At 71.5% G+C, this 13,572-nt stretch carries 14 protein-coding genes; 7 read left to right on the top strand and 7 right to left on the bottom strand.

Annotation, left to right across the window (positions count from 1 at the left end):
* Window positions 1-5: 5 nt before the first annotated feature.
* The 4 genes from LRP67_RS14245 to LRP67_RS14230 are packed head-to-tail and all read left to right on the top strand — an operon-like array spanning window position 6 to window position 4,857.
* Entirely contained in the window at window positions 6-998 is a 993-nt protein-coding gene (locus LRP67_RS14245; protein WP_231270823.1) for a cyanophycinase, read from the top strand.
* On the top strand, window positions 995-3,769 hold the full coding sequence (gene cphA / locus LRP67_RS14240; protein WP_231270822.1) for a cyanophycin synthetase: 2,775 nt from the start codon (window positions 995-997) through the stop codon (window positions 3,767-3,769). The genes LRP67_RS14245 and cphA overlap by 4 nt, the downstream gene beginning before the upstream one ends.
* Window positions 3,769-4,143 carry a cupin domain-containing protein gene (locus LRP67_RS14235; RefSeq protein ID WP_231270821.1) on the top strand — a complete coding sequence of 125 codons (375 nt, stop codon included), beginning with the start codon at window positions 3,769-3,771 and terminating at the stop codon, window positions 4,141-4,143. The genes cphA and LRP67_RS14235 overlap by 1 nt, the downstream gene beginning before the upstream one ends.
* Window positions 4,144-4,152: 9 nt before the next feature.
* Entirely contained in the window at window positions 4,153-4,857 is a 705-nt protein-coding gene (locus tag LRP67_RS14230) for a TIGR02206 family membrane protein (protein WP_231270820.1), read from the top strand.
* Here LRP67_RS14230 and LRP67_RS14225 read toward each other — a convergent pair.
* From LRP67_RS14225 to LRP67_RS14210, 4 genes are read right to left on the bottom strand one after another with little or no spacing between them, the layout of a single operon-like run.
* A complete protein-coding gene (locus LRP67_RS14225; RefSeq protein ID WP_231270819.1) occupies window positions 4,813-6,501 on the bottom strand; it encodes a Mur ligase family protein in 1,689 nt (562 codons plus the stop codon). The genes LRP67_RS14230 and LRP67_RS14225 overlap by 45 nt on opposite strands.
* 17 nt (window positions 6,502-6,518) lie before the next feature.
* Window positions 6,519-7,307 carry an enoyl-ACP reductase FabI gene (fabI, locus tag LRP67_RS14220; protein ID WP_231270818.1) on the bottom strand — a complete coding sequence of 263 codons (789 nt, stop codon included), beginning with the start codon at window positions 7,305-7,307 and terminating at the stop codon, window positions 6,519-6,521.
* 1 nt (window position 7,308) lies between these two features.
* Window positions 7,309-8,034: a 3-oxoacyl-ACP reductase FabG gene (fabG, locus tag LRP67_RS14215; RefSeq protein WP_231270817.1), complete on the bottom strand. Its 726-nt coding sequence runs from the start codon at window positions 8,032-8,034 to the stop codon at window positions 7,309-7,311.
* Between the two features lie 47 nt (window positions 8,035-8,081).
* A complete protein-coding gene (locus LRP67_RS14210; RefSeq protein WP_231243557.1) occupies window positions 8,082-8,294 on the bottom strand; it encodes a dodecin in 213 nt (70 codons plus the stop codon).
* Window positions 8,295-8,359: 65 nt separating this feature from the next.
* Between LRP67_RS14210 and LRP67_RS14205 the strand changes: the two genes are divergently transcribed.
* Window positions 8,360-8,680 (top strand): DUF3099 domain-containing protein, encoded by a 321-nt coding sequence (locus tag LRP67_RS14205; RefSeq protein ID WP_231270816.1) that lies wholly within the window; start codon window positions 8,360-8,362, stop codon window positions 8,678-8,680.
* 32 nt (window positions 8,681-8,712) lie between these two features.
* The gene (locus LRP67_RS14200; RefSeq protein ID WP_231270815.1) at window positions 8,713-8,907 is read left to right on the top strand and encodes an acetone carboxylase; all 195 of its coding nucleotides are present in this window, start codon (window positions 8,713-8,715) and stop codon (window positions 8,905-8,907) included.
* A 192-nt stretch (window positions 8,908-9,099) separates the two neighbouring features.
* On the opposite strand, the gene moaA is transcribed toward LRP67_RS14200, so the two are convergent.
* Window positions 9,100-10,098: a GTP 3',8-cyclase MoaA gene (moaA, locus tag LRP67_RS14195; protein ID WP_231270814.1), complete on the bottom strand. Its 999-nt coding sequence runs from the start codon at window positions 10,096-10,098 to the stop codon at window positions 9,100-9,102.
* A 56-nt stretch (window positions 10,099-10,154) separates the two neighbouring features.
* On the opposite strand from moaA, the gene LRP67_RS14190 reads away from it, so the two are divergent.
* A complete protein-coding gene (locus LRP67_RS14190; RefSeq protein ID WP_231270813.1) occupies window positions 10,155-11,012 on the top strand; it encodes an SURF1 family protein in 858 nt (285 codons plus the stop codon).
* A gap of 53 nt (window positions 11,013-11,065) precedes the next feature.
* Here the strand turns inward: LRP67_RS14190 and LRP67_RS14185 are convergent, their stop codons facing one another.
* A complete protein-coding gene (locus tag LRP67_RS14185; RefSeq protein ID WP_231270812.1) occupies window positions 11,066-12,949 on the bottom strand; it encodes an ABC transporter ATP-binding protein in 1,884 nt (627 codons plus the stop codon).
* A 35-nt stretch (window positions 12,950-12,984) separates the two neighbouring features.
* A complete protein-coding gene (locus LRP67_RS14180) occupies window positions 12,985-13,332 on the bottom strand; it encodes an enoyl-CoA hydratase/isomerase family protein (protein WP_269211574.1) in 348 nt (115 codons plus the stop codon).
* Window positions 13,333-13,572: the final 240 nt, after the last annotated feature.

Below are 13,572 nucleotides of genomic sequence, written 5' to 3'. Positions count from 1 at the left end.
CTCGCATGGCCAAGGGACCCCTGATGATCATCGGCGGCGCCGAGGACAAGCTGCGCAAGCGCAGCATCCTCCAGGCGTTCGTCACCGCCGCGGGTGGGGCCGAGGCGCGCATCGCCGTCATCCCCACCGCCTCCTCCCTCGGCGTCGAGGTCGTGCAGGTGTACGACGCCCTGTTCCGCCGCGAGGGCGCGGCCGATGTGATCGCCGTGCGCCCCGAGACCCGCGAGGACGCCCACGACGAGACGCTGGTCAAGACGCTGTCCGACGCGACCGGCATCTTCATGACCGGGGGCAACCAGCTCAAGCTCTCCGCCATCATCGGCGGGACGCCGCTCGGCGACGCCATCATCGACGCCCACGAGCGCGGCGTGGTGGTGGCCGGTACGTCGGCCGGCGCCAGCATCCAGTCCAGCCACATGGTCGCCTTCGGCGGCCCGGGGGCCACGGCCAAGCAGCGCATGACCCAGGTCGCCGCGGGGCTGGGGCTGCTGCAGACCTCGGTCATCGACCAGCACTTCGACCAGCGCAACCGCTACGGCCGGCTGCTCATGATCGTCGCCCAGTCCCCCCAGCTCCTCGGGATCGGAGTCGACGAGGACACCGCCGCGATCGTGGAGTCCCGCGAGACCGACGGCGCGGAGCACGAGGTCCTGCGGGTCATGGGGCGCGGGGCGGTCACCGTCTTCGACCCGGCCCACATCACCACCGACGCCTACGAGGCCAAGCGCTCCGCGCCGATCCTGGCCAGCGGGGTCGTCCTGCACGCGCTCCCGGCCGGGAGCGAGTTCGACCTCACGAGCCGCACGCTGGTCCCCCCGGACCCACGGGTCGACCTCGAGGAGGCGGCCGAGATCGCGGAGGCCAGCCACGACCTGCGCCAGATGGCCCGCGACATCGCGGCCGCCGACGCCTCCCCCAGCGCACTGCGGCGCCGCCTCGCGCGCGCCCGCAGGCAGAGCACACCGCCCACCCACGGCCCGGATGGAGTCACCTCATGAGCGAACGCCCCACCCCCGACCTCCACATCCTCGAGACCCGGGTCTACCGCGGCGCCAACATCTGGTCCTACGACAAGGCCATCCACCTCGTCGTCGACCTCGGATCACTCGAGGACTTCCCGACCAACACGATCCCGGGGTTCACCGACAACCTCCTGCAGATGCTGCCCGGCCTGCGCGAGCACTCCTGCTCGCGCGGCAAGCGCGGCGGCTTCGTGGAACGCCTCAACGAGGGCACGTGGCTCGGCCACGTCGCCGAGCACACCGCGCTCGCCCTGCAGCAGGTGGTCGGCCACGACATCCGCCGCGGCAAGACCCGCCAGGTCAAGGGCCAGAAGGGGGTCTACAACGTCATCTTCGGGTACGCCGACGAGCAGGTCGGCCTCGCCGCCGCCCGGCTCGCGGTGCGCCTGGTCAACCACCTGGTCCAGGCCGACCCCGAGCTCGACTGGGAGCAGGAGCTCGAGTCCTTCATCCTGCGCGCGGAGCGCACGGCCTTCGGCCCCTCCACCCAGGCCATCCTGGACGAGGCGGTCTCGCGCGACATCCCGTGGATCCGGCTCAACCAGCACTCGCTGGTCCAGCTCGGCCAGGGCGTCCACGCCAAGCGCATCCGCGCCACCATGACCTCCAACACCTCCGCGATCGCCGTCGACATCGCCTCCGACAAGGACCTCACCACCCGGCTGCTGGGCGCGGCCGGACTGCCGGTGCCCAAGCAGGACACGGTGCGCACCGAGGACCAGGCGGTCCGCGCGGCCGACCGCATCGGCTACCCGGTGGTCGTCAAGCCGCTCGACGGCAACCACGGCCGCGGCGTGTGCCTCGACCTGCAGGACGCGCAGGAGGTGCGCCAGGCGTTCGCCGTCGCCAAGGAGCAGTCCCGGCGCGGGGTGGTGGTCGTCGAGTCCCTGATCGTCGGCAAGGACTACCGCTGCCTGATCATCGACGGCCGGGTCGCCGCCATCGCCGAGCGCGTACCGGCCTCGGTGACCGGCGACGGCACGAGCACCGTCGAGCAGCTCGTCGACACCGCCAACGCCGACCCCCGCCGTGGCGTCGGCCACGAGAAGGTGCTGACCCGGATCAAGGTCGACGACGCCGCGGTCGAGCTCGTCCGCGAGCAGGGCTTCGAGATGACCGACGTACCGCCCGAGGGCCAGGTGGTGAAGCTGGCCCTGACCGGCAACATGTCCACCGGCGGCATCTCCATCGACCGGACGCTCGAGGCGCACCCCGAGAACGTCGAGATCGCCGAGGAGGCCGCCCGCATGATCGGGCTCGACATCGCCGGCATCGACTTCATCTGCCCCGACATCACCGAGCCCGTCCGCGAGACCGGCGGCGCCATCTGCGAGATCAACGCCGCGCCGGGCTTCCGCATGCACACGCACCCGACGATCGGCGAGCCGCAGTTCATCGCCAAGCCGGTGGTCGACATGCTGTTCCCACCCGGGGCGACCAGCCGGATCCCGATCGTGGCCGTCACCGGGACCAACGGCAAGACCACGACCTCGCGGATGATCAGCCACATCTTCAAGGGGATGGGGCGCAAGGTCGGCATGACCTCGACCGACGGGGTCGTGATCGACGAGCGGCTGCTGATCCGCTCCGACGCATCCGGCCCGCGCTCGGCCCGGATGGTCCTGCAGAACCCCCGCGTCGACTTCGCGGTCTTCGAGGTGGCGCGCGGCGGGATCCTGCGCGAGGGTCTCGGCTACGAGCGCAACGACGTCGCCGTCGTGCTCAACGTGCAACCCGACCACCTCGGGCTGCGTGGCATCGACACGATCGAGCAGCTCGCCGACGTCAAGGCCGTGCTGGTCGAGGCGGTCCCCCGCGACGGCCACGCCGTGCTCAACGCCGACGACCCGCTGGTGCGAGAGATGCGCCGGCGCTGCTCGGGCCAGGTCGTGTGGTTCTCCATGGAGGAGCCGGGCTCGGAGGTGCGCGACATGATCGACGCCCACTGCCGCCGCGGCGGCAAGGCGCTGGTCCTCAACCCCTCGGAGCGCGGCGAGATGATCGTCGTCAAGCACGGCCCCCGAGAGATGCAGCTGGCGTGGACCCATCTGCTGCCCGCGACGTTCGGCGGGAGAGCGCGCATGAACGTCCAGAACGCGCTCGGTGCCGCGGCCGCCGCCTTCGCGGCGGGCGCCCCCCTGCACGACATCCGCCTGGGCCTGCGGACCTTCTCGACCAGCTACTACCTCTCCCCCGGCCGCCTGAACGAGATCGAGGTCAACGGCGTCAACGTCATCGTCGACTACTGCCACAACGCCCCCGGCATGCGCATGCTCGGGGACTTCGTGGACCGCGTCGGGGAGACGTTGGCCTCGTCGCACGACCTGGCCCGCCCGTCGCGGATCGGCGTCATCGCCACCGCCGGCGATCGCCGGGACCAGGACATGTGCGAGCTCGGCGAGATCGCGGCCCAGCACTTCGACGTGGTCATCGTCCGCGAGGACGCCAGCCTGCGCGGCCGCGAGCGAGGCGACGTCGCCGGGCTCGTGGCGCAGGGAGTGCGCGCGGCCATGGACGCCGGCGCGCGCTGCAAGCAGGTCGAGGAGGTGCACGACGAGATCGAGGCCGTGCGTCATGCCATGGCCCGCGCCAACCGCGGCGACCTGGTGGTGATCTGCGTCGACAAGCACGCCGCAGTGATGACCGAGCTCGAGGACTGGTCGTCGCAGGCGCAGGCCGGCGCCGGGGTGACCCTGGACGCCCCGGCGGCCGACCCCGACTTCGTGGCGACCTCCAGCGAGGCCTGATGCGGGTCCTGGACCTCACCACGCTCCCCGGCCGCCGGGTCGACTCCCACGGCAGCCGGGGCTTCTCCGTGGCAGCCTTCGGCCTCACCGCCGACGCCCACCTGGTCACGGTGACGCTGGCGCCCGGTGGCGTCATCGCCCGGCATCCCGCGGCCGGCCGCCAGCTGCTGGTGGTGCTCGCCGGTGAGGCCGTCGTCTCCGGCGGCTCGGACGGGGAGGGCCGGGAGGTGGCCGTGGGTCCTGGACAGGCGGTGGTCTGGGAGCCGCACGAGCCCCACGAGACCCGGACGACCGACGGCCTCACCGCGCTGGTGCTCGAGGGCGAGGTCGAGGTCGGCAGCCCCGGCCACCACGTCGACCCCGGCGACGTCTGAGGTACGACGATGGACGCCTACAGCACCTCACACCTCGTGATGCTGGCGGCGTTCGTCGTCGGGCTGCCCCTGGCGGTGCTCCTCGGCCGCTGGGAGCGGCGTACGGGCACCAGGACGCTCAGCAGGGCCGCTGCGCTCGCCATCCCGCTCGTGCACGTGCCGACCCAGGTCTACGACGTCGCGACGCGCTTCGAGCTGGGAGTCTCGCTGCCGTTCCACCTGAGCGACCTCGCCTGGATGGCCGCCGCCGTGGCACTGTGGACGCACCACCGCTACGCGGTCGCGCTCACCTACTTCTGGGGCCTGGTCCTCACCACCCAGGCCATCGTCACGCCGTCGCTGGGTGAGGACTTCCCCGACGTGCGCTACTTCGCCTACTGGTTCATCCACCTGCTGGTGGTATGGGCGGCCGTCTTCCTGGTCTGGGGACACGGGCTCGCACCGCGCTGGCGCGACTACCGGTTCACCGTGGCGGTCACGTTCACCTGGGCGGTCTGCGCCTACGCGTTCAACGAGGTCGCGGGGACCAACTACGGCTACCTGCAGCGCAAGCCCGGAGGAGGCTCGGCCCTGGACCTGCTGGGGCCGTGGCCGGTCTACGTCTTCGCGGAGATCGGCATCGTGCTGGTCGTGTGGGCGCTGATGACCTGGCCGTGGGTGCAGCGGGCCTCAGCCGGTCGCGGCGCGGACCTTGGCGGCCAGCGTCTCGGGTGAGTCCGGCTTCCCGCCATGCTCGGCGATCCAGTCGTAGCACTCCTGCCGCTCGGCGTGGCACATGATGCCGACCACGTCACCCGGCAGCGCCTGACCGACGAGGGCCGCCAGCACGCCGACCTCGGTCGGGTACGCCGGCACGCCGGTGACGCCGACCCGCTCGGCGCCGGCGCGCATCAGGGCCTCGAGCTCCTCGGTGGTCCGCCCGCGCAGGTAGTGCTCCTTGTGACCGATCGCCACCACGTCGCTGTCGCGGGCCGCGATCTCCCCGAGCTTCTCGATCAGCTCGTCCTGGCGGTCGCCCACGACTCCCAGCCCCAGCAGCAGCCGGGACCCTGGGGCGCGCACACCGTTCATGATCTCCATCAGCGCCTCGAGCCCGGCCTCGTTGTGCGCGAGGTCCATGACCACCGACACCTCCCCGAGCGTGAAGAAGTTCATCCGCCCGGGGTTGTGCTCCGCGTCGGGCAGGAAGCTGCGCAGCCCCTCAACCACGACCTCGCGCTGGATCCCGATGGCGAGGGAGGCCGAGACGGCCGCCAGGGTGTTCTCGACGTTGAAGCGCGAGAGCCCGGCCAGCGTCATCGGGACGTCGACGAGCTCGATCAGGGGGTCGGGGTCGGCCTTGGCGGTGAGGACGCAGACCCAACCGTCGATCACGGTGGTGGCCCGCCCGCCGGCGGTCAACGTCTCGCGGATCGCGGGCGAGTCGGGGTCGCGGCTGAAGACCCACGGCTTGCAGCGGATCACGTTGCGCATGTCGTAGACGCGCGGGTCGTCGCCGTTGAGCACCGCCCACCCGCTCTTGCGGGTGATCCGCGGCACGACCGCCTTGACCTCGGCGAGCTGGTCGACCGTGTCGATCCCCTGGAGCCCGAGGTGGTCGGCCGTGACGTTGGTGACCACGGAGACGTCGTTGCGGGTCAGCCCGATGCCCTTGAGCAGGATCCCGCCGCGCGCGGTCTCGGTCACCGCCAGCTCCACCTGCGGGTGATCGAGGACGCGGCCGGCGCCGCTGGGCCCGGAGTAGTCACCACCCTCGACCAGCTCGCCGTCGATGTAGATGCCGTCGGTGTTGGACCACCCGACGAGCCGGCCGTCGGTGCGGGCGATGTGCGCGACCATCCGCGACGTGGTCGTCTTCCCGTTGGTGCCGGTGACGGCCACGACCGGCACCCTCGGCGTCAGCGTGCGTGGCCGCTCCCCCGGATCGCTGGCAGAGACCCGCGCGGCCGCCGCGCTCACGGCGGAGTCGATGTCCTTACTCAGCAGCGAGTCGAGGACGTCCCCGATCGCCCGCCCCATCTCCTGCGCGCGCTCGCGGTGGGTCCAGGGGAACGCGACCACGATCCGGTGCTGATCGCTGGTCGGCCGAACGCGGACGCCGAGCCGCGACGTGCCCGACTCCTGCGCGACCGCGCGCACCAGCCGCGCGATCGCGCGCAGCGCGAAGCGCTGGCGGAACCCCGACTCCGGCGCCCCGGGTCGAGCGTTCTTCAGGCCGATCCGGGCCGCGAACCGCAGCGCCGTCTCCTCCGACGCCGCGGCCAGGGCACTGATGTCCAGCGTCAGCTTGATGGCCGCGCGCGGGAAGTACAGGTTGGGCCCCTCGAGGACCCGGAGCTCGATGAGGGAGGACGTCACCGCCCGAACGCTACTGGTCAGGCACCCATCGCATGGAAGCCGCCGTCGACGTGCACGATCTCGCCGGTCGTGGCCGGGAAGAAGTCCGACAGCAGCGCGCAGACGGCCTTGGCCGTCGGCTCCTGGTCGGTGTTGTCCCAGCCGAGCGGGGCACGGGTGCCCCACATGTCCTCCAGGTCGCTGAACCCGGGGATGGCCTTGGCCGCCAGCGTGCGCAGCGGACCGGCCGCGACCAGGTTGACCCGGATCCCCTCGGCGCCCAGGTCACGGGCCAGGTAGCGCGAGGTCGACTCGAGCGCGGCCTTCGCCACGCCCATCCAGTCGTAGGCCGGCCAGGAGACCGTCGCATCGAAGGTCAGCCCCACGAGCGAGCCACCGGAGCCCAGGAGCGGACGGGTCGCCTGTGCCAGCGCCTTGAGCGAGTACGCCGAGACCTGCAGCGCCTGCGCCACGTCGTCCCACGGGCCGTCCATGAAGTTGCCGCCGAGCAGCGTGGCGGGGTTGCCGTAGGCGATGGAGTGGACCACCCCGTCGAGGCCGTCGACGTGCTCGCGCACGGCGTCCGGGAGAGCAGCGAGGTGGTCCTCGTCGGTCACGTCGAGCTCGATGACCGGAGGGGTCTCGGGCAGGCGCTTGGCGATGCGGCGGGTGATGCCGAGCGCGCGGCCGAAGTTGGAGATCAGGACGGTGGCGCCCTGCTCCTGGGCCACCTTGGCAGTCGCGAAGCCGATGGAGCTGTCCATCGTGACGCCGGCCACGAGGATCCGCTTGCCGGCCAGGATGCCGTTCGGGTTGATCTCGCTCATCTCAGTGCCCCATCCCTAGTCCGCCGTCCACCGGGATGACCGCCCCGGTCACGTAGGCGCCGCCGTCGCCGGCCAGCCAGGTCACCGCGGCGGCGACCTCCTCGGGGGCGGCGTAGCGCCCCAGCGGCACCTGGGTCTTGATCGCCGCGCGCTGCTCGTCGGTGAGCACGCCGGTCATGTCGGTCTCGACGAACCCGGGCGCAACGACGTTCGCCGTGATCGAGCGCGAGCCGAGCTCCCGGGCCAGCGAGCGCGCCATGCCGACCAGGCCCGCCTTCGAGGCGGCGTAGTTGACCTGCCCCGGGGAGCCCAGCAGGCCCACGACCGAGGAGATGAAGACGATCCGGCCGCGACGCAGGCGCAGCATGCCCTTGGCGGCGCGCTTGGCCAGCCGGAACGACCCGGTCAGGTTGGTCTCGATCACCGAGGACCACTGCTCCTCCGACATCCGCAGCAGGAGCGTGTCGTCGGTGATGCCGGCGTTGGCGACCAGCACCTCCACCGGTCCGTGCTCGGCCTCGACGGCGAGGAACGCCGCCTCGACCGCCTCCGGGTCCGTCACATCGCAGCGGACGTCGAGGGCGCCCATCGGCGCCCCACCGCTGCGCGTTGTCACCGCGACCCGGTCGCCCTGCGCGAGGAAGGCCTCGGCGATGGCGCGGCCGATGCCGCGGTTGCCGCCGGTCACCAGAACCGATCGGGGCTCGTGCTGCGTGTCGTCGCTCACGTTCACCGACGCTAGCGATTACCGGGAGGTAGGCCTAAACCGATGCGTCAGTCGTCCTCGAGCCGGAAGCCGACCTTGATGCCGACCTGGAAGTGCTCGACCGCCCCGTCCTTGACCTGGCCACGGACCTGGGTCACCTCGAACCAGTCGAGGTGGCGCAGGGTGCGAGCGGCACGCTCGACGCCGTTGCGGATCGCGGCGTCGATGCCCTCGGGAGAGGTGCCGACGATCTCGGTGACGCGGTAGGTGCGGTCGCTCATGGGATGCCTTTCGTTGCACGAGTTCGGGTGCCTGGAGGCTACCGCCACCGGCGTAGGATCGAGACATGGCTCGGCAACGCAAGACGGACGGCGCGGCCGTCCGCATCACCACCGCCGAGGTGAGCCGTGAGGAGGACATCGCCGCCCGTCAGCGGCGCTACCTGCTCTCCATGAGCCTGCGGTCGGCCTGCTTCGTGGGCGCGGTCGTCGCTGCGTTGGCCGGCCTCACCTGGCTGTGGCCGTTCCTCATCGCCTGCGCGATCGTGCTGCCCTACATCGCGGTGGTCCTGGCCAACGTCGCCACCACCCGCAGGGAGGGCTTCGAGCTCCGCGGTGCGCCCGGCTCCCACCCGGAGCTGCCCTCCGGCGGGGGCCACCGGGACTGAGCCGTCGGGACCTCGTGGGCCAGACTGGTCCCATGGACCCCGACCTGTGCTCGGCCAAGGGCTGTCAGGCGCCTGCCACCTGGCAGCTGCTGTGGAACAACCCCCAGCTGCACACCCCTGACCGGCGCAAGATCTGGCTCGCCTGCGACGAGCACAAGGGGACGCTCTCGGACTTCCTGACGGCGCGTCGGTTCTTGAAGGACGTGCAGACACACCCGGCTGCGTAGTCCCCAGCCAGCGGTTGGCTCACTGGGTCTCGACACGCTCCCTCGCGGCTTCGCGGGCTCAGCCGCACCCGGCTGCGTTGTCCCCGCCGTCGGCAGTCGGCTCACTGGGTCTCGACACGCTCCCTCGCGGCTTCGCGGGCTCAGCCGCGGTCGCTGCTCGACCACCGACGTTGACCCCCGCTGACGCGGTGGTCAACCCCCGATGGCGGACATGGGGCGGTCGGGCTGCAGGAAGCCGGGGTCGTCGATGCCGTGGCCGGGCAGCTTGCCGGCGACCGCCGCGACCCAGCGGCGGGCGATCTCGTCGTCGGCGGCGCCGCTGCGCAGGGCCAGGCGGAGGTCGGACTCGTCGCGCGCGAACAGGCAGTTGCGCACCTGGCCGTCGGCGGTGAGCCGGACCCGGTCGCAGTCGCCGCAGAAGGGGCGCGTGACCGAGGCGATGACCCCCACGGTCCCCGGCCCGCCGTCGACCAGGAACAGCTCGGCCGGCGCGCTCCCGCGCGGCTCCTTCGCCGGCGTGAGCGCGAACCCGGTGGCGAGCCGGGCGAAGATCTCGTCGGCGGTCACCATGCCGTCGCGCTGCCAGCCGTGCTGGGCGTCGAGGGGCATCTGCTCGATGAAACGCAGCTCGTAGCCGCGGTCCAGGCACCAGCGCAGCAGCTCGGGCGCCTGGTCGTCGTTGACGCCCCGCATGAGCACCGCGTTGACCTTCACCGGTCCCAGCCCTGCGGCCTCCGCGGCGGCGAGCCCGGCGATGACGTCGTCGACCCGGTCGCGGCGGGTGATGGTCTTGAAGGTGTCGGCGCGCACCGTGTCGAGGCTGACGTTGACCCGGTCGAGCCCGGCGTCGGCGAGCGCCTGCGCCGAGCGCGCGAGCCCGAGCGCGTTGGTGGTCATCGACAGGTCCGCGTCGGGGCCGATCTCGCGCACCCGGCCGATGATGTCGACGATGCCGCGGCGCACCAGCGGCTCACCGCCGGTGAAGCGGATCTCCTGGATCCCGAGCCGCTCCACGCCCACGCCGATCAGCCGCACGAGCTCGTCATCGGTCAGCATCTTCTCGTCCGGGAGCCAGTCCAGGCCCTCCGCCGGCATGCAGTAGGTGCACCTCAGGTTGCACTTGTCGGTCAGCGAGACGCGCAGGTCGGTCGCCACGCGCCCGAACCTGTCCCCGAGCTGCAAGACCTCCATGAACGCAGTCTAGGGGGCGCAGATAATCTCGAGGGGTGCGCGCGTTCCGGTTTCTCATGAGCAGACGGTGGGCGCTCTTCGCGGCGGCCATCGTGGTGGTGGCCTCCGCTACCTGGTGGCTGGGCCAGTGGCAGTTCGACCGGCTTGCCGACCGCAAGGAGCGCAACGAGGTCGTCCGGGCCAACGAAGGTGGCGCCCCGACGCCGGTCGACGAGGTGCTCGAGCCCGGCGGGGACGTCGCCGAGGACCATGAGTGGCTGATCGTGACGGCCACCGGCACCTACGACACCGACGACACGGTGATCGTGCGCTACCGCACCCGCGACGGCAGGTCGGGGATCGACGTGGTGGTGCCGCTCGTCACCTCCTCCGGCACTGCCCTGCTGGTCGACCGTGGCTGGATGCCCACCGCCAACCAGGGCGACGCTGCCCTCGACGACGTACCCGCTCCCCCGAGCGGCGAGGTCACCGTCACGGGCTGGGTCCGCGCCGACGGCACCGGCTCGTCCACGGCGGTCACCGACCGGTCCACCCGGGCGATCAACAGCAAGGCGATCGGCGAGGCGCTCGGCCGCGACGTCTATGGCGGCTTCGTCGAGCTCCAGTCCGAGGACCCGGCGCCGGCGCCGGCGACCAGCCTGGAGCAGGTGGAGCTGCCCGAGCTCGACAACGGCCCGCACTTCTTCTACGGCCTGCAGTGGTGGTTCTTCGGCGTGCTGGCGATCTTCGGCTTCTTCTACCTGATGTACGACGAGTGGCGCGGCAGCCGCCGTGGCCGCGGCTCGGGGGCGGTCGCGAGCCGCGAGCCCAAGCCGGTCAAGCAGGGGCGCGTCCGCCAGAGCAACCACCCCTACGTGCTCGCCCAACGTGCCCGCGACGCCGAGAACGACGACAGCCACCAGATCGACACGTAGCGGCGCAGCGGCCGGAGGTGGCGGACCCGGGCCGCTCGACGGCTCCGGCCTCGCTAGACCTCGACCGGCGCCGGCTTGTGGTCGAACTGGGTGCGGTACAGGTCGGAGTACAGCCCACCGCGAGCCAAGAGCTCCTCGTGCGTGCCGAACTCGACGATCCGGCCACCGTCGAGCACCAGGATCTGGTCAGCGTTGCGCACGGTCGAGAGCCGGTGGGCGATGACGAGGGAGGTGCGGCCCTCCAGCGCGGCGTCGAGGGCCCGCTGGACGGCGGCCTCCGACTCGCTGTCGAGGTGGGCGGTGGCCTCGTCGAGCACGACGATCGAGGGCGACTTCAGCAGCAGTCGGCCGATGGCCAGGCGCTGACGCTCTCCACCGGAGAGGCGGTAGCCACGGTCGCCCACGACGGTGTCGAGCCCGTCGGGCAGGCTGCCGACCAGCTGGGCGACCTGAGCCGCCTCCAGCGCCGCCCAGATCTCCTCGTCGGTGGCGTCCGGGCGGGCGTAGACCAGGTTGGCGCGGATCGTGTCGTGGAACATGTGGGCGTCCTGGGTCACGTAGCCGACCACGTCCTCCAGGGAGTCCAGCGTGACGTCGCGTACGTCCTGGCCGCCGACGCGCACCGCACCGGACTCCACGTCGTAGAGGCGGGCGACCAGGTGGGTCATGGTCGTCTTGCCGGCGCCGGAGGGGCCGACGAGCGCGATCATCTGGCCGGGCTCCGCGACGAAGCCGACGTCGGTGAGCACCTGCTCGTTGTCGCGCGACTCGACGCGGGCCACGGACTCCAGCGAGCCCAGCGAGATGTCCTCGGCCTTGGGGTAGGTGAACGAGACGTGCTCGAACTCCAAGCGCCCGGCGTCACGGGGCAGGGCGATGGCGCCCTCCTTCTCGCGGACCGAGGACGGCAGGTCGAGAACCTCGAAGACCCGCTCGAAGCTGACGAAGGCGGTCATGATGTCGATGCGCACGTTGGAGAGGCCCTGCAAGGGGCCCAGCAGCCGCAGGAGCAGCGTGGCAAGGGCCAGCAGGGTGCCGATCGTGAGCGTCTTGTCGATCACCAGGCTGCCGCCGACGCCGTAGACCAGCGCCGTGGCGAGCGCCGGGACCAGCATCATCGACGCCCCGAAGATCCGGGTGATCAGGGAGATCCGGATCCCGAGGTCACGGACGTTGGCGGCCTTGGTCTGGAACAGCGCGTCCTCGTCGGCGCGTCGGCCGAAGAGCTTGAGCAGCATCGCGCCGCCGACGTTGAAGCGCTCGGTCATCACGTTGCCGAGGTCGGCGTTGCCGTCCATCTGCCGGCGAGTCAGCCCCGCGAGGCGCCCGCCGACCCAGCGCGAGACGAAGAACAGGATCGGGAAGAGCGCCAGACAGAGCAGCGTCACCTGCCAGCTCAGGGCGATCATGGCGATGCCGACCACGAGCACCGAGATGCTGTTGGAGACCGTGCTCGACAGCGTCGAGGTGAAGGCGCGCTGCGCACCGATCACGTCGTTGTTGAGCCGGCTGACCAGGGCACCGGTCTGGGTCCGCGTGAAGAACGCGAGCGACTGGCGCTGCACGTGGGCGAACACCTGGGTGCGAAGGTCGTAGATGAGGCCCTCGCCGATGCGCGAGGAGAGCCAGCCCCCCAGGACGGCGAGCACGGCCGTGAGCACCGCGACACCGGCCATAGCGAGGGCGATCACGCTCACCACACCGCGGTCGCCGGCGAGGATGCCGTCGTCGACGATCCGCTGCACGAGCAGCGGCATGACCACGACCATCGCGGCGTCCACCACGGTGAGCGTGAGGAACACCGAGATCAGGCGGCGGTGGGGCCGGGCGAACCCGAGGACCCGCCGCACCGTCTTGCCCTCGAGGCGGTTGTTGACGACGCTCCGGTCGGTGCGCAGGTTGCGCCAGACGGCGCCGTTGGGGGACATGCCGGACATCCGGGCCCTCCTACTCCCCCGGCGCTGACGTCATGTCAGCCGGCCAGGAACTGGGCCACCTCGCGGAACCTGCGCACCTGGGCCTCACGCTCCAGGCGGCGCTGCTCCTCAAGAGGGCGCTGGGCTGCTCCGAGGAGAAGACCCTTGATCTCGGACACCGCCCCCGGGAGCGGGGCGGTCAGGGCGACCACGAGGTCTGCGACCGTCGCATCCAGCTCCGCCGCCGGTACGGCGGTCAGCGCGAGGCCGATGTCGACGGCCTCGGCCGCTCCGACGGTGCGAGCGGTGGCGCAGATCTCGAGTGCCCGTGCGTAGCCAACGCACTCGACGAGCGGTTTTGTTCCCGTGAGGTCGGGCACCAGCCCGAGCGCTGCCTCCTTCATGCAGCCGGGCGTCATCGGCCAGGACCCGCAGGTCGCAGGAGAGGGCGAGCTGGAAGCCGGCCCCCACGGCGTGGCCGCGCACGGCCGCGACGGAGATGAAGCAGCGGCCAGCTCGTCAGGTGACATGTCCGGAGTCTAGGAAGCCCCACTGACGGTCCCAGGAGGAGGGCACTGGTGCCGAACCCGCACGCCAGGTACTGTAACTACATGAAGTCACTAGAGATTGCTACGCGCTGGGCG

The organism is Nocardioides sp. cx-169 (assembly GCF_021083605.1).
In the GTDB taxonomy this organism is placed as follows: Bacteria; Actinomycetota; Actinomycetes; order Propionibacteriales; family Nocardioidaceae; genus Nocardioides.
The sequence above is the reverse complement of the archived record's forward strand: the minus strand, read 5'-3'. Positions and strand labels throughout refer to the sequence as shown.

What these genes read in the sequence shown, in the direction of transcription:
- LRP67_RS14245 (WP_231270823.1), top strand. Translation starts at nt 6, where the DNA reads ATGGCCAAGGGACCCCTGATGATCATCGGCGGCGCCGAGGACAAGCTG.
- cphA (WP_231270822.1), top strand. Translation starts at nt 995, where the DNA reads ATGAGCGAACGCCCCACCCCCGACCTCCACATCCTCGAGACCCGGGTC.
- LRP67_RS14235 (WP_231270821.1), top strand. Translation starts at nt 3,769, where the DNA reads ATGCGGGTCCTGGACCTCACCACGCTCCCCGGCCGCCGGGTCGACTCC.
- LRP67_RS14230 (WP_231270820.1), top strand. Translation starts at nt 4,153, where the DNA reads ATGGACGCCTACAGCACCTCACACCTCGTGATGCTGGCGGCGTTCGTC.
- fabI (WP_231270818.1), bottom strand. Translation starts at nt 7,307, where the DNA reads ATGAGCGAGATCAACCCGAACGGCATCCTGGCCGGCAAGCGGATCCTC.
- LRP67_RS14210 (WP_231243557.1), bottom strand. Translation starts at nt 8,294, where the DNA reads ATGAGCGACCGCACCTACCGCGTCACCGAGATCGTCGGCACCTCTCCC.
- LRP67_RS14205 (WP_231270816.1), top strand. Translation starts at nt 8,360, where the DNA reads ATGGCTCGGCAACGCAAGACGGACGGCGCGGCCGTCCGCATCACCACC.
- LRP67_RS14200 (WP_231270815.1), top strand. Translation starts at nt 8,713, where the DNA reads ATGGACCCCGACCTGTGCTCGGCCAAGGGCTGTCAGGCGCCTGCCACC.
- moaA (WP_231270814.1), bottom strand. Translation starts at nt 10,098, where the DNA reads ATGGAGGTCTTGCAGCTCGGGGACAGGTTCGGGCGCGTGGCGACCGAC.
- LRP67_RS14190 (WP_231270813.1), top strand. Translation starts at nt 10,155, where the DNA reads ATGAGCAGACGGTGGGCGCTCTTCGCGGCGGCCATCGTGGTGGTGGCC.
- LRP67_RS14185 (WP_231270812.1), bottom strand. Translation starts at nt 12,949, where the DNA reads ATGTCCGGCATGTCCCCCAACGGCGCCGTCTGGCGCAACCTGCGCACC.
- LRP67_RS14180 (WP_269211574.1), bottom strand. Translation starts at nt 13,332, where the DNA reads ATGAAGGAGGCAGCGCTCGGGCTGGTGCCCGACCTCACGGGAACAAAA.